15 protein-coding genes are annotated in these 19,633 nt (G+C 37.9%); 5 read left to right on the top strand and 10 right to left on the bottom strand.

Translation table 11 applies throughout. The annotated features are described in order from the left end of the window. Nucleotides 1–3: 3 nt before the first annotated feature. A complete protein-coding gene (locus CNR22_07870; GenBank protein PBQ31688.1) occupies nt 4–522 on the bottom strand; it encodes a 6,7-dimethyl-8-ribityllumazine synthase in 519 nt (172 codons plus the stop codon). A 58-nt stretch (nt 523–580) separates the two neighbouring features. Continuing rightward, nucleotides 581–1,336, bottom strand: coding sequence for a tetratricopeptide repeat protein (locus tag CNR22_07875; GenBank protein PBQ31689.1), 756 nt, complete (start codon nt 1,334–1,336; stop codon nt 581–583). A 100-nt stretch (nt 1,337–1,436) separates the two neighbouring features. Here CNR22_07875 and CNR22_07880 point away from each other — a divergent pair, with 100 nt between their 5' ends. After that, entirely contained in the window at nt 1,437–2,540 is a 1,104-nt protein-coding gene (locus CNR22_07880; GenBank protein PBQ31690.1) for a DNA replication/repair protein RecF, read from the top strand. Between the two features lie 236 nt (nt 2,541–2,776). Here CNR22_07880 and CNR22_07885 read toward each other — a convergent pair whose 3' ends face one another. From CNR22_07885 to CNR22_07895, 3 genes are all read right to left on the bottom strand, one after another. Beyond that, complete coding sequence (locus CNR22_07885; protein PBQ31691.1) at nt 2,777–3,445, bottom strand: hypothetical protein; 669 nt, start codon at nt 3,443–3,445, stop codon at nt 2,777–2,779. A gap of 172 nt (nt 3,446–3,617) precedes the next feature. After that, complete coding sequence (locus tag CNR22_07890; GenBank protein PBQ31692.1) at nt 3,618–4,118, bottom strand: hypothetical protein; 501 nt, start codon at nt 4,116–4,118, stop codon at nt 3,618–3,620. Between the two features lie 163 nt (nt 4,119–4,281). Beyond that, entirely contained in the window at nt 4,282–5,718 is a 1,437-nt protein-coding gene (locus tag CNR22_07895) for an asparagine--tRNA ligase (GenBank protein ID PBQ31693.1), read from the bottom strand. 107 nt (nt 5,719–5,825) lie between these two features. Between CNR22_07895 and CNR22_07900 the strand changes: the two genes are divergently transcribed. After that, a complete protein-coding gene (locus CNR22_07900) occupies nt 5,826–6,686 on the top strand; it encodes a metalloprotease (GenBank protein ID PBQ31694.1) in 861 nt (286 codons plus the stop codon). On the opposite strand, the gene CNR22_07905 is transcribed toward CNR22_07900, so the two are convergent. Beyond that, complete coding sequence (locus CNR22_07905) at nt 6,683–6,922, bottom strand: hypothetical protein (GenBank protein ID PBQ31695.1); 240 nt, start codon at nt 6,920–6,922, stop codon at nt 6,683–6,685. The genes CNR22_07900 and CNR22_07905 overlap by 4 nt on opposite strands. Here CNR22_07905 and CNR22_07910 point away from each other — a divergent pair. After that, nucleotides 6,921–9,782 carry a hypothetical protein gene (locus CNR22_07910; GenBank protein PBQ31696.1) on the top strand — a complete coding sequence of 954 codons (2,862 nt, stop codon included), beginning with the start codon at nt 6,921–6,923 and terminating at the stop codon, nt 9,780–9,782. The genes CNR22_07905 and CNR22_07910 overlap by 2 nt on opposite strands. Here the strand turns inward: CNR22_07910 and CNR22_07915 are convergent, their stop codons facing one another. Continuing rightward, nucleotides 9,783–10,253 carry a hypothetical protein gene (locus CNR22_07915; GenBank protein PBQ31697.1) on the bottom strand — a complete coding sequence of 157 codons (471 nt, stop codon included), beginning with the start codon at nt 10,251–10,253 and terminating at the stop codon, nt 9,783–9,785. It lies immediately after the preceding gene. A 139-nt stretch (nt 10,254–10,392) separates the two neighbouring features. Here CNR22_07915 and CNR22_07920 point away from each other — a divergent pair, with 139 nt between their 5' ends. Beyond that, on the top strand, nt 10,393–13,950 hold the full coding sequence (locus tag CNR22_07920; protein PBQ31698.1) for a hypothetical protein: 3,558 nt from the start codon (nt 10,393–10,395) through the stop codon (nt 13,948–13,950). Between the two features lie 47 nt (nt 13,951–13,997). Here the strand turns inward: CNR22_07920 and CNR22_07925 are convergent, their stop codons facing one another. Both CNR22_07925 and CNR22_07930 read right to left on the bottom strand, forming a co-directional pair. Next, the gene (locus tag CNR22_07925) at nt 13,998–14,642 is read right to left on the bottom strand and encodes a hypothetical protein (protein ID PBQ31699.1); all 645 of its coding nucleotides are present in this window, start codon (nt 14,640–14,642) and stop codon (nt 13,998–14,000) included. Between the two features lie 94 nt (nt 14,643–14,736). Continuing rightward, nucleotides 14,737–16,812, bottom strand: a complete 2,076-nt coding sequence (locus CNR22_07930; protein ID PBQ31700.1) for a hypothetical protein — start codon at nt 16,810–16,812, stop codon at nt 14,737–14,739. A gap of 115 nt (nt 16,813–16,927) precedes the next feature. Between CNR22_07930 and CNR22_07935 the strand changes: the two genes are divergently transcribed. After that, nucleotides 16,928–18,670, top strand: a complete 1,743-nt coding sequence (locus CNR22_07935) for a hypothetical protein (GenBank protein PBQ31701.1) — start codon at nt 16,928–16,930, stop codon at nt 18,668–18,670. 177 nt (nt 18,671–18,847) lie between these two features. On the opposite strand, the gene CNR22_07940 is transcribed toward CNR22_07935, so the two are convergent. Next, nucleotides 18,848–19,420: a guanylate kinase gene (locus CNR22_07940; GenBank protein ID PBQ31702.1), complete on the bottom strand. Its 573-nt coding sequence runs from the start codon at nt 19,418–19,420 to the stop codon at nt 18,848–18,850. Between the last annotated feature and the right edge of the window lie 213 nt (nt 19,421–19,633).

Below are 19,633 nucleotides of genomic sequence, written 5' to 3' on the forward strand. Positions count from 1 at the left end.
CTACTATCTCGAAAACCCAACCGAAGTACCAGACCTGAAACTCTTCTTTAGCCCGAGCATTTTAATAGCTGTTACCGCTGCTTCATCGCCTTTGTTACCATGCTTCCCACCCGCTCTATCTAATGCCTGTTGTTGATTATCTGGAGTTAAGACGCCAAAAATAAATGGCATATTGTATTTAATATTCAAATCCGTTATTCCTTTTGCAACAGCGTCACAAATAAAATCAAAATGACGCGTTTCGCCTTGTATGACACAACCTAAACAAATCACTGCGTCTACATTTGCAAACTCCGCCATGTATTGCGCTCCAAGTGTTAATTCAAAACTCCCGGGCACTTCTTTAACCAAAATATTTTCTTCCAGCGCTCCGTTTTCGAGAAGGGTTTTTAAAGCTCCTTCTTTTAAAGCGTTTGTAATTTCATAATTCCACTCCGAATACACAATTGCGAATTTAAAGGGACTTGCATCAGGAATTTTGCTGCCTTCTACTGACGATAAATTTTTATTTACACTGCTCATTTTATTTTAAACTAAAAAAGCTCCGTTAAACGGAGCTTTCATTAAATTATATTTTAATTTATTTACCGTCTTTTGCTTTAGCTCTGGTAATAAACTTTTCGATATCCTGACCTTCAGTAGATCTTGGAAATTCTTTTTGAATACGTTCGTAAATTTTAGTTGCTTCAGAAAAATTTCCTTTTTGCTCATTTGCAAAAGCAGCTTTTTTCAAAAAGTAAGGTCTTGTAAAAATGTTTTCACTTTTATCAGCCGCTTTCGAATAATATTTAATAGCGTCATCTACATTATTCATTTCCATGTAAGCATCGCCCATAGCGCCAATTGCAATCGGAGCAATAGTTTCATCGTTTCCGCTGTATTTTCCTAAAGACTCAACGGCTTCTGCAAATTTTCCTGTGCGTAAGTAACAAATACCCGCGTAGTAGTTTGCAAGACTTCCTGTTTTTGTAATGCTATATTCATCAGCGATTTGTAAAAAACCTTTCATTGGTTTTTGCCCGTCAGCAGACATAACCTGAGGTCCACCTTTAAGCGCTACATTAAAACTATCTTTTGCAAAAAGGCTCTCAGCCCAGAAGATTTCATTAACCGCTTCTTTTTCCTGTTCAGGGATATAGTATAATTTAAAAAAGCAAATTACGCCTATTACCAATAAAAGGCCGCCACCCACATAGGTAACCATCTTTTTATTCTTCTCATAAAACAATTGAATCCCTTGTAAATTCGGGTCAATTGGTCTTTTAGTTTCAACAGTTTCTTCTACCGGATTAGTTTCGTTATTGTCTACCGTAGTTTCTTCTTTTAAATCAGCCATTTGTACTTAAAAATTAGTCTGCGAAGATAGCACTTTTTCTGTTAAAACAGAATTTAGCTCCCCCCGGGCGATAAAAATAAGCGTATTTTTGTACAAAATCATGTTTTTAAAGCAATTATCCCTTATAAATTTCAAAAATTACTCTGAATTTGAGGCTAAATTTTCTGAAAAGATAAATTGTTTTGTGGGGAATAATGGCATGGGAAAGACCAATCTTTTAGACGCCATCTACTACCTTTCTTTCTGCAAAAGTTTTTTCAACACCATAGATAGTCAAAACATAAAACACGCCGAAGGTTTTTTTGTGATTCAGGGGCAGTTTAACAAAACAGGTGAAGAAAGTGAAGTGTATTGCGGTATAAAAAGGAATCAAAAAAAGATCTTTAAAAAAAACAAAAAAGAATACGATCGTCTAAGTGAACACATTGGCCAGTTTCCTCTGGTAATGATCTCTCCCGGTGATGCCGATCTGATTAACGGAAGTAGTGAAGCGCGTCGTAAATTTTTAGATGGTATTATTTCACAGTATGATAAAGTCTACCTCGACAAACTTATTTCTTACAACCAGGTTTTAAAACAAAGAAATGCCTTGCTAAAACATTTTGCAGAAAGCAGGAGTTTTGACTCGGAAACCCTTGAAATATGGGATGAACAGCTTATTATCTATGGCAAAGGCATCCTTGAAATTCGCGAAGAATTTTTAAAACAGTTTATTCCACTTTTTAATACATACTATAAGTTTATAAGCGAAAGTAAAGAAGAAGTTGCGCTGCATTATGAAAACAGCCTTGGAGAAAAGGACTTTAAAACCGGCCTTCTTACTTCCTTAGGCAGAGACAGAGCTGTGCACTACACCACTGTGGGTCCGCACAAAGACGATCTCGAATTTAAGCTGGATACTTTTAGCTTAAAAAAATACGCTTCGCAGGGACAGCAAAAATCTTTTTTATTAGCCTTAAAACTGGCGCAGTTTGAATTTATAAAAGACCAAAAAAACACCAAGCCCTTGTTGTTGCTTGACGACGTTTATGATAAATTAGATGAGGCGCGCTTTACTAAATTACTCGAACTCGTAAGTAGCGATAAATTCGGACAAGTTTTTATTACAGATACACATGCCGACCGCATGAATGTGTTGCTCAATCAAAAACAAATTGATCACCGGATTTTTCTGGTAGAGAATAGTTTGGTGAAGGAGTTTTAGCAAAAAGTTTAGACTTTCAGCTCATTCTTGCCAGTTACCGAAAAAACCGACCACTTATATACTTTTTTTCTCCATCCCGAAAATCTCTCCGGTTCTAAACAAGCTAAGTCTTACTTTTACAGAGTCTTAGATACTAACCTATTTCAAGATAACATCTTTCAGGTGTTTTGTGTGTGTTATAACTGAAAAAAGCTGGTTTTAGTAGGGCCAGCTTTTTTCCGTTTATATATGTTCTGTTATTGATTATACCATCTGGCTATATCGATCACCAAACCTAAAGAAGAGAAATTATTGGTATGACGAATTTGATTTGCCGTCATATTAATAGTTAGTCCATATTGAAACTGAAGCTTAATAAATTTGTAACCACCTCTAACTGTTAATGCCGGTTCAGCGAACATGAAAAGTGGGCCCGTTAAATTGTTGTTATCAAGATAGTCTTCTGCCAGTTGTTGCTGCGTATAATTGTTTTGCGAGAAATTATTGTATTTCACAAAAGAAAATCTTGAGCTGGCTACCAAGTCAAAGAAGCGCGACTTGTAGCCAATGTCGGGCTGAACAAAAACCTTAGCCGCACGCGCATTAAAACTCGCCATGTAGTTATTATCGTTTTGATCGGTAAACTGTTCTTTTTTGTGAACACGTCCGGCGCCTGCACCAACAAAGGTTTCGAATACAAAATGGTTATCCAGCAAAGGAGTAAAATATCCAACAGCAGCTTCTCCTAAAACACCATCGTGTTGATAATTATTACTTGCCTTATAGTTTTGATAATACCCGTTGACCATAATTCCGACATTTTTAGCAACCGCCACAGCCGCCTGCAAATCATTACCGGTTGCGGATAATTGAATTTCGCCGCGTTCTTTAAGCAAGGGCGCATTAACTGTATTAGACACATACATTTGAGTAGTGCAGGAATTGATAAACAGGATTCCAACAAGACCCGACGTTAGTAAAACTAGTTTTTTCATGGAGCGGTGTTTAGAACAAGTCCCTTAATATTGTGCCAGAGCAGAAACTGAGGAAACGTATCTGCCGTTAACTATCCTAAAACGACTTGAGGAAATAATTGCCCTAAGTAAGAACAAGGATTATAATTATAGCCACCAGGATGGCAAGAATAATGGCAAATAAAACTATTTTAAAGAGTGTGTCAAATAATCCCGCCGCCTTTTGGAGTTTGTGCTTAGAGGTTTTTTGCTGATCTATGCTTACAGAATTAGTAGTTTTGTAATCTGACTGAATCGCAGTAAGAGCTTTATTTCCAGAGTTTATCAGGGGCTTAATTAACCGTTTGGGAAGAAATACAGGCTTTGCCTGAGCTGGCGACTTTACACTTTGTGAGTAGGCTGAAGCCTGAATAAGAAGCTGTTCTGATTTTTCCGATTTAACTCCCAGAGCCTCCTCATTTTTTGCATCATCCACGGTACGGTTGTTTTTTGAAGCGCGCAATTCATTTTTCGGAGAACTGTGTTTGTGTCCCAACTTAGTGTATCGCTGAGTTGTAAAAGAACTGCTTTTACAGCTACACAAAAAAATAAAGGCTATGAGGGGAAGAAGTAGTAGTTTTTTCATTTCGTTTTTTTTGAAATGAAAATCTCAAATCCTATGCCATCCAACATTTACCACAGGCACACTGAGGTCACTTAGAAACACTCATATTTTTTTTAAATACTTAAGTCTGAACCTGTAAGGTGGACTTCGTGCACCTTAGAGGTTTAGTGTTTGAACTAAAGATTTAAAACTCACAGTTTTTTGGCGTTCTTGGAAATGGAATAACATCGCGGATATTGGTCATGCCGCTTACGAAAAGTACCAGACGTTCGAAACCAAGACCGAAACCAGCGTGCTCGCAGGAACCAAATCTTCTTGTATCTAAATACCAGGATAATTCTTCCGCTGGAATTCCAATTTCGCTCATTCTGGTTTCCAATTTCTCCAGACGTTCTTCACGTTGACTTCCGCCAACTATTTCCCCGATACCCGGAAATAGAATATCCATCGCCGCAACCGTTTTTCCATCGTCGTTTTGACGCATGTAGAAGGATTTTATTTCTTTCGGATAATCAATTAATATCACTGGCTTTTTGAAATGCTTCTCTACCAAATAACGCTCGTGTTCGCTTTGAAGATCAACTCCCCACTTATCTACCAAATATTGAAATTTCTTTTTCTTATTGTGATTGCTTTCACGAAGAATTTCAATGGCTTGAGTATAGGTAACCCGCTCAAATTTATTATCAAGACAAAACTGCAGCTTGTTTAATAGAGTCAGCTCGCTTCTTTCATTCTGAGGTTTTTGTTTTTCCTCTTCCTCCAAACGTTGACTTAAAAACTGAATATCCTCCAGATTATTATCCAGAGCATATTTAATAACGTACTGCAACATTTCTTCAGCAAGATTCATGTTGTCGTTCAAATCACAGAAAGCCATTTCGGGCTCTATCATCCAGAACTCTGCCAAGTGACGCGCTGTATTACTGTTTTCGGCTCTGAAAGTGGGACCGAAAGTGTAAATATCGCTAAAAGCCATTGCTGCCAACTCTCCTTCTAATTGTCCAGATACGGTAAGGTTTGTTGCTTTACCGAAAAAATCCTGTTTAAAATCCACATTACCATTTTCGTCTTTCGGAGGATTTGCAATATCAAAATTAGTTACGCGAAACATCTCTCCCGCCCCTTCAGCATCACTTGAAGTAATGATAGGAGTATGCATATAGAGAAATCCTTTTTCGTTAAAAAATTTATGCACTGCGAATGCTAAAGTGTTTCTTACACGAAATACTGCTCCAAAAGTATTGGTACGAAAACGTAGATGTGCAATCTCGCGCAGGAATTCGAGGCTATGTTTTTTAGGTTGAAGCGGATATTTTTCAGCATCACTATCTCCAAGGATCTCAACGGAGCTGGCTTTCAATTCAACAGTTTGGCCTTTGCCCTGAGAGGCTATCAATGCACCGGTTGCGCTAACTGCAGCACCAGTAGTAATACGTTTTAAGATTTCTTCAGGAGTATTGATGAAATCAACTACTATTTGTAAATTATTATTGGTAGAACCATCGTTCAACGCTATGAATGAGTTGTTGCGAAATGTGCGTACCCAGCCTTTAACTGTAATCGTTTGCTCTGTGGGTGTGGTTTGTAGAATGTCTTTAATGCGTAAACGTGCCATAATAATTTAATAAGCATCAAATTTAATAAGATTTTAGCGAAATTAAGGGCTTTAAGAAATAACTGGTATTTAAATTGCGGGAATTATAATTCACAATTAAAACAAAAAACATGAAATGGTTCGGTGGACGTGAAAGCGGAAATGTGGAAGACCGTCGCGGAATGTCGACGGGAGGCTTTATAGCAGGTGGGGGTATTGGTGCTACACTCCTTTATCTGTTATTCAACTTTATTTTCGGAAACGATGCCGGAGAGTTGGTACGGCAAGTTCAAACCAATGCTCCTCAAACAAGCGAACAGGGTGTCACTTCCACTAATAATGCAGAAGAAGACCAAATGGCAACGTTCTCTTCTGTTGTTCTGGGATATACTGAAGATGTATGGAACAAAATTTTTTCAGAAAATGGCAGAACTTACCAGGAACCTAAATTGGTGCTTTTCAGTAATTCTACGGAGTCTGCCTGCGGCTCAGCCAACTCTGCAACAGGACCATTTTATTGTCCGGGTGATCAAAAAGTGTACATCGATCTGGCTTTTTTTAACGAACTGAAAGAACGTTTTGGTGCGGCGGGTGATTTTGCAAACGCCTACGTGATTGCCCATGAGGTGGGACATCACATACAGTATTTAATGGGAACCAGTGAAAAAATTCATGAAGCGCAACAAACCGCTTCGAAAAAACAGGCGAATAAATTATCGGTTGCTTTAGAATTACAGGCGGATTTTTATGCGGGTGTTTGGGCACATTATAATCAGGAAATGAAAAATGTAATGGAGCCTGGAGATCTTGAAGAAGCTCTGAATGCAGCCACTGCTATTGGCGACGACCGTTTACAAAAAATGAGTTCGGGCCGTGTTGTTCCCGATGCTTTCACACATGGCACTTCCGCTCAAAGGGCCTATTGGTTTAAAAAAGGATTTGAAACCGGCGATCTTTCGCAGGGAAATACTTTTAAGGACATTCAAAACTAGTTTCTGACTTTCAGATATTCTTCCTCATTAATTTCATCAGCCATGTCTGAATAGCGGAGCAGCATATCCTGGATAAAAAGTACTTCCGGAAACAGTTTTGCTTCTGTTTGTTTGATTATTTTTTTGCTTCCTATAATCTGAATCTCTTCAAACAAACGGGAGTGTATAATTTTAAAATAACTCTTATTGTTTTTATACTTCCTGTAAACAGGAAAGTGCATATCTTCAAGGTTCATGGCAAAAGAGTTTCTAAAATTAGTCTCCGAGTATATTCACGAAAGGTACAAAGATAATGTAGAAAAACTCTGCATTGTTTTGCCTAATAAACGGGGGGCCCTTTTCCTGAAAAATCATTTAGCACAGACTTTCGGAAAAACCATCTGGCTGCCAACCATTATAAGTGCTGAAGAATTGATTACCGAACTCAGCGGCCTCAGAACGCTCGAAGAAATTGATCTGGTTTGTCATCTCTACGAAAGTTATAAAGTGTGTTATGGCACCAACGCCGAAACCTTTGACAGCTTTGCAAAATGGGGACAATTAATTCTACAGGATTTTAATGAAATAGATCGTTACCTGGCCGACTCGGAACAACTTTACGAAAATTTAAAAGATATAAAAGTAATCGAGAACTGGAGCCTGGGCGAAGAAACTCTCAGTGAGTACCAAACTAACTATTTACAATTTATGAATAGTCTGGGTGCCATCTATAAACATTTTTCCGCTTATTTATTAAGTAATAACTGGGCCTACCAGGGACTTGCCTACAAACAATCTGTTCTCAACCAGGATAAAAATACATTCGTAAATCAATTTGATAAACTGTTATTCTGCGGATTTAATGCTCTTAATGCTGCTGAATTAAAAATTTTTTATAAACTTTTTGAGCAAAAAAAAGCGGATCTGATCTGGGATGCAGACATTTATTATTTAAACAATCGCAACCAGGAAGCTGGATTATTTTTAAGAAATAATTTTAACTTGTTTAAAGAACGAGAACCTTTTTTTATACAGGATAATTTTAAAGAAAAAAAAGATATTAAAATTATTTCTGTACCAAAACAAATCGGACAAGCGCAGGTTGTAAAGCAAACCATTCAACGATTTATTGATCAACAAATTCCGTTAGATAAAGTGGCCGTGGTATTAGCCAATGAAAAATTGCTTTGGCCCGTCTTACAGCAGCTGCCCGAAGCTGTAGAGCATGTGAATATAACCATGGAGTATCCGCTAAGATACACTTCGACTTATAGTTTTATTGAACTGATGATTCAAATTCAGATCAACTTTGAAAAACAAAAGAAAGTTTACAAAACTATATATCATAGCGATCTTATTGGCCTTTTGCGACAACCACTTTTTTCCTATTACATAAAAGCAAAAAAAATAAATATTAATGTTCCTTCGCTTACTAATGAAGTGGTGGCAAGAAATCTTTCTTTTATTTCTCAAAAAAATCTACAGCAACTATTAGGAGAAAACTATTCCAACCTCCAGGCTTTATTGCAACCGGTACCTACTATCACAGAACTTTGTGCTTTAATCCAGGAAATTCTTAAAACAAGCATTGCTTACTTTTCAGAACAACAAAGAAATAATCAGAACAATTTAGAGCTTGAATATTTACAGATCATTCTAAAAAACTTTAACCGCCTCAACGATATTCTCGCGCGTTATCCGCATTTTCATGATATCCACTCCTTTAAACAATTGTACACGCAGGTTGTTGGGAATTCTACAGCGCCCTTTATCGGTGAGCCATTACGTGGTTTACAGATAATGGGGGTTTTGGAAACACGGACCCTTGATTTTGATCACATCATTTTAGTGAATGTGAACGAAGGCGTTCTGCCCTCGGGAAAGACAATTAATTCTTTTATTCCGAATGATCTGAAACGTGCTTTTGGATTGCCTTTATATCTGGAAAAAGATGCGATCTACGCCTACCACTTTTACCGTATCCTTCAAAAAGCAAAAGACGTTACCATTACCTATGATAGTGAAACCGATACTTTTGGAAAAGGCGAAAAAAGTCGTTTTGTAACGCAGCTGCAATTGGAAATGAAACATTACAATCCGGAAATTTCTATGACGGAAGAAGTGGCCTCTTATAAGGACTTTCCTGAAGAACTTCCCAATATAATTACCATTCAAAAAAACGAAGAGGTTCTTCGATCCATTCTTAATAAAGCCAGCAACAACGAGCTTTTTGGAGGACTTTCTCCCTCTGGATTAATATCCTATAAAGAATGTTCTTTGAAATTCTACTACCGTTATGGCGCACATTTAAAAGAAACAAAAGAAGTGGAAGAAAGCGCCGAAGCAAACACCTTTGGCTCTATTCTGCATTTAAGTCTCGAAAAACTCTACACAGAATTTACCGGGCAGATTATCAAAGCCAGTAATCTGGCTGAAAAATTAAAAATCGCCGATGAAGCCGTCAACGAAAGTTTTATTTCTTTTTTTGATAACAATGAACCTGTGGGAAAAAGCATTCTGCAGCAGGAGGTAATTAAAGTCTATGTAAAAAAACTGATCAACAACGACATTAAATTTATTAATTCGCTCACCAGTCAAAATCATTTTCTCAGTCTTCATAGTCTTGAAAAAGAATTTTCAGCTGAGCTGGAAGTCCCGGTAAATGAAAACCTTACAAAACTTTACATTAAAGGAAAAATAGATCGCGTGGACAGTTTTAAGGGACAGGTAAGAATTATCGATTACAAAAGCTCTGTAAAGGACACAGATAAATTTATGTTTGATGGTTTTGAAAAATTATTCCAGGATAAAAATTACAACAAACAATTTCAACTTTTTATCTACGCCTGGCTACTTTATAAAAACCATGCAGCAGCTCCAGAAAAATTGATGCCCTGCATAGTTCCTTTCAAAGTATTTTTAGAAGAACCAAAATACATTCTCGGCACCGATAAAAAACCTTTTGTTTTCACTTTACAGTTTTTTACAGACTTTGAGAATGAACTTAAAAATTTCATCGCATCCATTTTTAACCGTGAGATTCCTTTTTTTCAGACTTACGACGAGAAGGCTCATGAATATTGCCCTTACAACACCATTTGCAATTTAAAAAAATAGTTATTGTATTTTTGATAGTTTGACTGCGTAGTAGAGACAAGGAGAAATTAGTAGTCCGAAAAAGACTAAAAAGAGCAAAGGCTGTTCATCAATCCATTTACCCCTAGCAGACTGTAACATAAAAATTGTCATCACAATGAAAGCCAGAAGAGTAAAGGGCTTGATGTTTCTGGCCATTTTTGAAGTAAGCCTGTATTGCTCTTTTACATTATTTTTAGTCATGCGCGATTTATATAATCCCGGGGTAAAGGAAACCACAGTCATCAAAATATAAAAAAGCAAAGCTATTGCAAAGGCGCCCCAAAATCCATTTTTAGTATGAAAACCGTTTACAGTAGATAATTCATTAAAGTGACCATTGGTATCAGGCAAAGTGGGGAGAATTAAAATTAGCAGTAAAGCATTAACGAAAAGCAAAAGAGCAGAGATTACTTCAGAAATTTTATCGCTTCGGTCAAGTTCTATTTTCATTTTTGGGATTTAAGAATGACTTTTTAATATTACTCAAAGATACTGCTTCAACTTTAATTTGTTAAGCCTTTTTTGAAAATGCTACAAAACGTTTTTATTCTGCCCAACCTTTTTCGAAAAACCGTTGTAAAGGCTAATTATGAATAGACCTCCTTTTCTTGTTTTAATTTTTTTTTTATTGTGCAATTTCGCCTTCGCACAATCTAAAAACAACTTTAGCAATACAAAAGATATTTTCGGTACCCGTGTTTTCATAGAAAATAAGGGCCAGTTTGATTCAAAAGTGAGTAACGGCAAAAAAGTACTGTTCGCTTACGAAAACGGCCCGGAATTTATTTACTTCACCGCAGAAGGACCAATTTATAAATTCATTAAAAGCTATCCGCTCACTGAAGAGCAGCGTGAAGAAATGGAAAAAGGCAAAAAAGTGAACAGAAAAGCGGATAAAAATTTTTTTGTCTACGTTAACTGGGTGAATGCGAATAAAAATCTCCAGGTTATTGAAAGTGATAAACAGTCGTGGTATTTCAGTTACGGTCTTTCAGCATTAAACTCATACGGGTATAAAAAAATAACCTATAAAAATGTTTATGACCATATCGACATTGAATACCTTATTCCTGAAAACAAAACCCACGGCATTAAATATAATGTGATATTACACCCTTATGCTGACCCTGATCAGATAAAGCTACTTTATTCAGGCCATGTAAAAAGAATTACTAAGAAAGGAAAAGATGTTGTTGTAAAGACTCCACTGGGCAATATTGTCGAGCACGAACCTGAAACCATAGATCAAGAAAACAAGCCCGTTGCTTCAGAATTTTCGCTAAAGGGTGACACGCTTCAGTTTAAAATAACCGCAGCTTATAACAGGAATGAAACTCTGATCATTGATCCGTGGGTAACCACCATTTCCAACCTTGCAAATACAAACGATGGATATGATGTAAACTATGACAACGCCGGTAATCTCTACGTATATGGCGGCGGGTCGCCAACAACAGCAGTTCCGTGCAAGATTTCAAAATACTCGTCTACCGGTACCTTGCTTTGGACCTTTCCGTGCATTCTCACTTCCCAAAATTGGAATACCGCGGGACTCGCCGGAATTCCTGGAAATTTTACCGTTAATAAAATCACTCAAAAATGTTACACGGGAGAAACTTTCGGATCGAAGATAATACGTCTTGACGTTAATGGAAATTACGACAATTTTATAACCGCGGCCTCAAATTTTTGGGATGAACTCTGGGAATTTGATTTTGATCCATGCACTCAAAGCGTTTATGCTTTTGGCGGAGGAACAAGTTTTAATCGCCACGCGGCCATAGTCGATGAAGTGAATTCTACTTCTATTCCGGTAAACCTTTCTGGCTTTACACAAACTAACCAGGATGTTGTTTGTAGCACGATAGATGACAACGGCGATATCTTTCTTGTATATGTAGTTCCAGCGCCAAATTTTTTAACCACACCAAATTACATCTTAAAAGTAAATCCGGCATTTAACGGGAATAGTTGGTCGCAACTGACTACCTACGCTACCTTGCTTGAATACAGCAATAAGACGTATTTTTCAAATCTCCCCCAGAGCATTACTAATCCATCTTCTAACGGATTCAATTGCATTGCTGTAAATGCCAATCATTTGTATTATTACGACGGATTTAATGTAGCCGTATTTGACAAACTAACCGGCGTTAAAACCGCTTCTACCAATATACCCGGCTATTCTCCCCTACTTAGAGGAGGGATTGCTGTAGACGATTGCGACAATGTTTATCTTGGAGGTGATAGTTGTATTAAAGTACTACATTATAATGGGACTACCTTTAATGTTCTGCCTAATATTCCTTTAACAACAAGCGGACCACAACAACGCGTATACGATCTAAAACTTGATCGCACTACAAATATTCTATACGCGAGTGGACGCAAATTTGTAGGCACTTATAACGCCACACAAATTTGCAATACTGTTACGCAGATTGGCGTAACTGTTAATTGTGGCGTAAACAATGATGCAATGGCCATAGCTTCCATGACTCCCTCTATTCCTGGATCTACCCTATCGTACACATTGTTTGGAGCCTCCGGTACTATTTCGCAGGGTTTAAGTTCACCACAGACAACTTATACGCTTACAAATCTTCCGAATGGAAGTTATACGCTTTCTGTTCAAACAAACGCTCCTTGCGGGGCGATTAATTCTCAAACGTTTTCTATTGATTGTCCACTTTGTTCCATTAGTGTTAGCGGATCGTCCCACTGTATTCCTTCGGGTATTAGTTGTACTTTAACAGCATTCAACCCGGTAAACTTCTCTTCTGCGCTAACGTATGCGTGGAGCGGCCCTGGCGGATACTCATCGAGCCTTTCACAACCTACTTTCACAAACGGAACTTTTGGAAATTATACCCTAACAGTAACAGACGGATCTTGCACAGCCCATGCATTGGCAACGCTTGCGCCCCCTCCTTTACCAACCCTCTCAGCTATTGCAAATCCAAGTTCGGGTTGTGTAGGGCAATCCGTTATATTAACGGCCATTTCAGCAGGCGGCACCGCGCCCTACACCTACAATTGGAACGGAGGCTCATCAAATTCATTACTCCTTGTTACACCAAATACAGCAGGAAGCTATTCTTACACGGTGTCGGTTACAGACGGGGTTAAGTGCAAAGCTTCTACAACTATAACTCTATCGGTTAACGACATCCCCACTGTCTCTGCACATAATTCAACAGTATGCGAAGGTGCCACCATAAGGTTGGAGGCTAGCGGAGCAGAAAGCTACCTTTGGTATCCAGGGCCACATGCCGGCAATCCCTATGTAACTTCAATTAAATACACTAGCACATTTACAGTTATAGGAAGCGTAAAAGGGTGCACTAATTCCACTACAGCAAATGTTTCAATGATCGCTGCTCCTCTGGTAACATTAACGGCGCTTCCCCAGAGTGGCTGCGAGCCTATGTGTATAAACCTGTCGGCCGCCAGCGCGGGCCCACTCTTATCATACAACTGGCTAATTAATAATGAATCGATTGGCACAGCAAGTGCGATAAAAAATTATTGTTTTAAAGGGCCCGGAACTTACCTTATTAATTTTGTGGGGACTAGTTTCAGTGGATGCACTAACTTGTCAGCCCCAAGCAGGATTGACGTGTACAGAAAACCAATTGCGAACTTTACATATAATGGCGAACTTAAATTACCCGAAGCCGAGGTTATCTATCATGATGCCAGCACGTCGAATGTTGTAAACTGGTACTGGTACTTCGGTGACGGCGACTCTGCAACCGTTAAAGACCCTATCCATGTGTTTCCTGATGCAAAGATTTATCCTACTTTTCTCATTGCAAAAACCAGAGAAGGTTGTGCCGATACAATCGGAATTCCTGTAAAGATTGATGAGCTTCCACTGTTATTTCTTCCAAATAGTTTTACACCTAACGGCGATGGAAAAAACGATACATTTTTCGCCAAAGGCGCGGGCGTTAAAGATTTTAAAATGTCTATTTATGATCGCTGGGGAGAGAAAATTTTTGAAACAAATGACATAACAAAATCCTGGGACGGCACCTATAAAAGCAAGCCTGTTCAGGAAGACAGTTACACATGGTTAATAATTTATACTTTAGAAAACCATCGCACAGAAACTATCGCAGGACATGTTACTATTTTAAGATAAAAAGTACTTCGTAAAATTACACGCTATTAAAATAAGATAAGCCCCTTCTATTTTTGCCTGAAACTTTCAGACAGGGTTTTATTAAATTGTTCTGTAAGTTTAGCTTTCTGACCTTCTTGTCTTTCATCAAACCCTACTCCTTTAGAACGCCCTTTCAGTCTTCCATACAAACGTTTGATAATTTGGGCGCCATCTGACGTATCCGAAAAGGTTCTTTGCACTGTGACAATTTTTTTAGTATGGTCGATGATTGTTGAAGTAACAGAAAATCCGTCTTCCAAAGCTTCTGCGCGCATTTGCGACTGATCTTCAGCACCAACAGTAAAGTCAATCTTTTCAAGATCGCATTTGTAATAAAACGGCGCATCCGAAAAAGAAAGTTCAATTTCATTTAGTACGATTTCTTCCCAATTACCAATATAAACATCCCCTTCTACAAAACCCTTAGCTTCAGCAAAATTTCCGCTTAGCGAAAAGTTTATATAATTCTGCAAATCGAATTGGCGAAACGTTGTGGCTTCGATAACTTCTTCTTTAGTTTCACTTTCACTCAGCAAAGAAATATTTAACGTATCGCAAAAAGCGCCGTCGGACAACCTTATGAGGACATGTTTTTCGTTTTCTGTATTTTTTAATTCTACTTCGAAAGGTCTTTTATCCTTCGGACCTAATTTGAATCTGTGTTTTTCCATCACTATTTTCTTTCAGCTTATTTAATTTCTCAAAGCTACCTTTTTTCGGTCATCAATTTGCGTCAGCCGATGTCAGCTCGAGGGTAGTAGCGAACTAGTCGTCAGCAAGTACGAGGTTTTGCATACCAACCGTCATTTTCATCAGACCGAATTTTATGAAAACCTTTTCATCTTTGATCTCTTCTATTACTCCTACTTCATTGCCATTAAGAACCTTCACTTTACTTCCCACTTTTAAAACCGGTTTTAAACGCGCTATTTTTTTCTCCGCGAAATTACTCAGTTTATTCTGTTTACGAAGTTCTTCCTGTTTTTTTGTTTCTGCTGTAATACCGTCAATAAATCGCTTAATGATTATTTTTTTATCCTGCTTTTTATTCCAATCATCCATTAAACGCAGGTATTTTTGCCCGTAATCTGCAAGACGCGCCAGTTCAATCTTACGTTCTCTTTCTTTGTTGATCTTTTCTTCCCAGTTACTAAAAAGCGTATGGTATTTTTCTTTTGCAATTTTTTTCAGAAATTCTTCATGCTCTAATCTTTGGAGTTGCTCAGCCATTTTTGTTTTTTGATCCTGAACATCTGCTAATAAACGGTTGAGCTTTAATTTCTCCTTGTCAACTTTTTCTTTGGCGCGTTCAATTAAATGTTTTGGGAATCCAATACGCTCTGCTACTTCAAACGTGTAGCTGCTTCCGGGCTCTCCCACACTTAAAATATATTTCGGCTCCAGCGTTTCAATGTCAAAAAGCATACTTGCATTTATAGCGCCTTCAAGTTTGTCAGCTAATAATTTCACATCACCAAAATGTGAAGTGATAATTCCTTTCGTTTTGGACGTTACCAAACTTTCCAGCACAGCCTCCGCTATAGCACTACCCAGCTCAGGATCGGTGCCGCTTCCAAATTCATCCATTAAAACCAAAGTGCCTTCGTTAATCTCATTGAGAATGGAGGTCATAGATTTTAATTTGGCACTGTAAGTACTCAGTTCATTCTCTATACTTTGAGTGTCGCCTATATCAATCAGAATTTTTTCAAAAAAACAGTAAACACTTGTTTCCTTAACCGGAATCAACAATCCGCTTTGTAACATCAGTTGTAAAAGTCCGATGGTTTTCAGCGAAATCGTTTTCCCACCGGCATTTGGTCCGCTGATAACCATAATGCGTTTGCTGTTGTTTAATTCCACAGTTAAAGGAATGGTTGCTTTTCCAAGACGTTTATTTTGAAGATAAAGTAAGGGATGATAAGCTTCCACGGCATTTAACGAAAAACCCTCTTTAATTTCGGGAAGTGTTGCTTTTAAATCTACGGCGAGTTCGGCTTTGGCTTTGACAAAATCAACATAAATCAAAAATTTAAAAGCCTCTTTTAAAGATTGGGAAAAAGGGCGGATCTGCGAACACAATTCACGAAGAATCCGGTTGACTTCTCTGTGCTCGTCTATTTCTAACTCCGCAATATCATTGTTCATGCCAATAGTGACACCCGGTTCTATAAAAATAGTTTTCCCACTTTCACTTTTACTGTGAACAAATCCCGGAATTTCAGACTTATGCTCCACCATTACGGCAAGGGTGCGGCGTCCGTTAAAAAAACTTTCCTCGTTTTCCCTTAAAAAACCATGTTTTCGCAACTCATTAATGTAATTGTAGAAACGTTTATCGCTTTCCCGTCTTTTTTCGCCAATCTGTTTCCGTATGCGACTGAGTTCGGGTGACGCGCTATTTTTAACTTGTGCTTCTGAATCAATAATTTTATTTATTTCATCCACTACAAAATCAAACACATCCAAATCCTTCGCCAGATCAAACAAAAAAGGCATAGTGGTTTTTTTGCCCTTCAGGTAACGAATTAAAGTATTTGAAACCTCCACGGTTTTTAAAACACTAAGCAACTGTGTCTCCACTAACAGTGAGCCTTCCAGAGAAAGATAGTTTAGTTCACTTGCAATATCATCGTGCTCTGCAGAAGGGAAATAACCTTGTCCGCCTATAATTAATTTAAGCTCGTTCGTTTGATTTAATTCTGTCAGAATGTCTTTTGATTCACTTTTCGGGAAGATTTCTTCGCAAAGCAGTTTTGCTTGTTTGCTGTGACATCTTTGTTGTACTAAGTTCCTTATTTTATCAAACTGAAGAAGCTCCAGATGTTTCTTCTCAACCATTACACTTTATCAAATTACAATTTACAAAAATCTTTATAAAAAAACAATAAAGTTAAGCATTTGCGGAATGTTTGAATTAGATTATTTTTGAGATTATTAATTCAAGAACTAAACAATGAAAACCGATCTGATTACCAAAATGGAAGAACTGTTGTCGAAAGACGCAGGTGAAGTTGCTGCTGATGTGCGCGCTCTGCAAAAAGAGTACCAAAAGCTTTGGACTTCTGAATTTGAAACCGCCAAACAAACTTTCGTTGACGAAGGTGGCAAAACCAAAGAATTTGAGCACCCCAAACAAGCAGAAGACCTGAGGTTTGAAGAGTTGGTTGAAAAGTTCAATAAACTAAAAAAAGAAGCAGACACTAAAATTGCTGCTGAACAATCAAAGAATTTACTCATTCGCCAGGAAATTATCGCCAAGATAAAAGATCTGAGTCATGTGAGCGAAAATGTGGGTTCTGCGGTGAGAAAACTGCAGGAGCTGCAAACACAATGGAAAGAAACCGGTCAGGTCTCGTCTCATAAGTACAAAGAGGTGCAGGCCGATTATAGTCGCGCCGTAGAAGACATCTATTACAACATCAAGATTTTCCGCGATTTACAAGAGCATGATCTTAAAAAGAATCTTGAACACAAAACAGAACTCATTGAAAAATTGAAAGGGATTCAGTCTCTTGAAAATATTAAAGAAGCAGAACGCCTGATTAAAATCTACAGAAATGAGTGGGATGAAATTGGTCCGGTACCAAATGGCAGATGGGAAGCTCTGAAAAATGATTACAAAGCGGTTTTAGACGAAACTTACAAAAAAATAAAAGGCCATTACAATTCCCTGGAAGAACAAAAAGAAGGGAATTTAAAATCCAAATTAGAAATTATTGAAAAAGTAAAAGAACTGATCAATTCTGTTTCTGAAGCAAAAGCCACTCGCTGGAATGAAGCTACAGACAAGATCATCACTTTACAAAGCGACTGGAAATCTGTTGGTCGTACTACAGAAAAAGACAACGAAAAAATCTGGGCAGAATTCAGAACACTTTGTGATAGTTTCTTCGAGAAGAAAAAAGCTTTCTTTGCCGGACTGAATGAAAAGTTTTCTGCTAACAGAAAAATAAAATCAGAACTCATTGCAAAAGCCGAAGCGCTGCAAAGCAGTACCGACTGGCAAAAAACAGGACTTGACTTAATTAAATTACAAGACACCTGGAAAAAATACCCTAGTAATGGCGACAAAGAAGAGCCGAAATTATTTGCGCGGTTCAGAAAAGCCTGCAATACGTTTTTTGATGCTAAAAAAGCTCACTACGAAAACGTAGACGCTTCTTTTGAGCAAAATCTAGTGAAGAAAGAAGAAATTCTTACCCGCTTAAATGAGCTTAAGTTGACTGATGACAATGCCGGTAACCGCGAGCTTTTAAAAACGATTTCTGCAGAATGGAACGAAGCTGGCCTGGTGCCAATGAAGGATAAAAAACGTGTAAACGATGCCTTCTACAACAGGTTGGATGAATTGTATGAGCAAATGCACATCGATAAAAACGAAAAAGCAGCTATCCAGTTTAAAACGAAACTAGACCGTTTATCTTCTTCAGAAAACGGCTTTGATTTATTATTGAAAGAATCGGATCATTTGAAAAAACTAGCCGATGAGATCAACGGACGCGTTCGCACTTATGATAATAATTTAGGCTTCTTCAAAAGCTCTAAAGGCGGTAACAACAGTTTTATGAAAGAAATTGAAGAAAAGATCGCGGTTGAAAAATCGAAGATCGCCGAGTTAACAGCTAAACGTAAATTGATTACCGAAGAATTAAATAAGATTCGTGCGGCGGCTGAAAAGCCAAAAGCAGAAGCTTAATACAAGGATATAATTTAACCACAGATTTCGCAGATCACACAGATTTATTTCTGAAATCTACGGAGTTTGTGGTTTTTTATTGGATTAAATCCGATTAACAGGATCTGCAAAATCAGTTAAAAATTCTGACATTTTTCCCGTTGTGAAATCTGAGCAATCTGTGGCGAGTCTTTCGGACTATATCCCCAAAAACTCCCTCACTAAATCCTCCGCTTTTGTGCAGGCTTCTGACAAAATCTCATTTAATATAAAAACGTCAAATAACTCTGCTGTTTTTAATTCTTTTTCGGCTTTGGCAATACGGCGCGCTATGCTTTCTTTATTATCAGTACTTCGGGAATGCAAACGTTCTTCCAAAATTTTTATGCTGGGAGGCATCACAAAAACACCAAGCGCATTTTGTTTAAATTGATTTTTCAGGTTCAGTCCACCTTCCACATCTATATCGAAAATCACTGCTTTACCTGTAGACCATATTTCCTGCACAGCAGATCTTAAGGTTCCATAGTGCGTTCCCGCATAAACCTCTTCCCACTCGAGAAACTCATTATTGGCCACCTTTTGTTTGAATTCCTCTACACTCAAGTAATGGTAATCTTTTCCATTCTCTTCTACACCACGTTTTGGACGGCTTGTAGCGGAAATAGAAAACGCTATATGTTCAGGAAAGGTTTTAAGAATATGGCGAACAAGAGTTGTTTTGCCTGAGCCGGACGGTGCCGAAAATATGATCATTTTGCCACTATGCATGCGCAAATATAAGAAACTGTTTAATTATGAGCTTCCAAAAACCTATGAATGAGAAAAGATCCATCCTGCTTTCAGTCCCCTTTCCCTATCATCACCGGGATTTACCACTGATAAAAAAACTCCTAAATTCTATTTCTTTGCCGTAATTTTGTACCCGCAATAAATTGCCGTTTTATTTATCAGACTTCTGGTAAAAGGCCGGCGGCTCTGCGT

The sequence above is a fragment of the Sphingobacteriaceae bacterium genome, from assembly GCA_002319075.1.
Taxonomy (GTDB): Bacteria; Bacteroidota; Bacteroidia; order B-17B0; family Aurantibacillaceae; genus Aurantibacillus.

What these genes read in the sequence shown, in the direction of transcription:
- CNR22_07870 (PBQ31688.1), bottom strand. Translation starts at nt 522, where the DNA reads ATGAGCAGTGTAAATAAAAATTTATCGTCAGTAGAAGGCAGCAAAATT.
- CNR22_07875 (PBQ31689.1), bottom strand. Translation starts at nt 1,336, where the DNA reads ATGGCTGATTTAAAAGAAGAAACTACGGTAGACAATAACGAAACTAAT.
- CNR22_07880 (PBQ31690.1), top strand. Translation starts at nt 1,437, where the DNA reads ATGTTTTTAAAGCAATTATCCCTTATAAATTTCAAAAATTACTCTGAA.
- CNR22_07885 (PBQ31691.1), bottom strand. Translation starts at nt 3,445, where the DNA reads ATGTATGTGTCTAATACAGTTAATGCGCCCTTGCTTAAAGAACGCGGC.
- CNR22_07890 (PBQ31692.1), bottom strand. Translation starts at nt 4,118, where the DNA reads ATGAAAAAACTACTACTTCTTCCCCTCATAGCCTTTATTTTTTTGTGT.
- CNR22_07900 (PBQ31694.1), top strand. Translation starts at nt 5,826, where the DNA reads ATGAAATGGTTCGGTGGACGTGAAAGCGGAAATGTGGAAGACCGTCGC.
- CNR22_07910 (PBQ31696.1), top strand. Translation starts at nt 6,921, where the DNA reads ATGGCAAAAGAGTTTCTAAAATTAGTCTCCGAGTATATTCACGAAAGG.
- CNR22_07905 (PBQ31695.1), bottom strand. Translation starts at nt 6,922, where the DNA reads ATGAACCTTGAAGATATGCACTTTCCTGTTTACAGGAAGTATAAAAAC.
- CNR22_07915 (PBQ31697.1), bottom strand. Translation starts at nt 10,253, where the DNA reads ATGAAAATAGAACTTGACCGAAGCGATAAAATTTCTGAAGTAATCTCT.
- CNR22_07920 (PBQ31698.1), top strand. Translation starts at nt 10,393, where the DNA reads ATGAATAGACCTCCTTTTCTTGTTTTAATTTTTTTTTTATTGTGCAAT.
- CNR22_07925 (PBQ31699.1), bottom strand. Translation starts at nt 14,642, where the DNA reads ATGGAAAAACACAGATTCAAATTAGGTCCGAAGGATAAAAGACCTTTC.
- CNR22_07930 (PBQ31700.1), bottom strand. Translation starts at nt 16,812, where the DNA reads ATGGTTGAGAAGAAACATCTGGAGCTTCTTCAGTTTGATAAAATAAGG.
- CNR22_07935 (PBQ31701.1), top strand. Translation starts at nt 16,928, where the DNA reads ATGAAAACCGATCTGATTACCAAAATGGAAGAACTGTTGTCGAAAGAC.
- CNR22_07940 (PBQ31702.1), bottom strand. Translation starts at nt 19,420, where the DNA reads ATGCATAGTGGCAAAATGATCATATTTTCGGCACCGTCCGGCTCAGGC.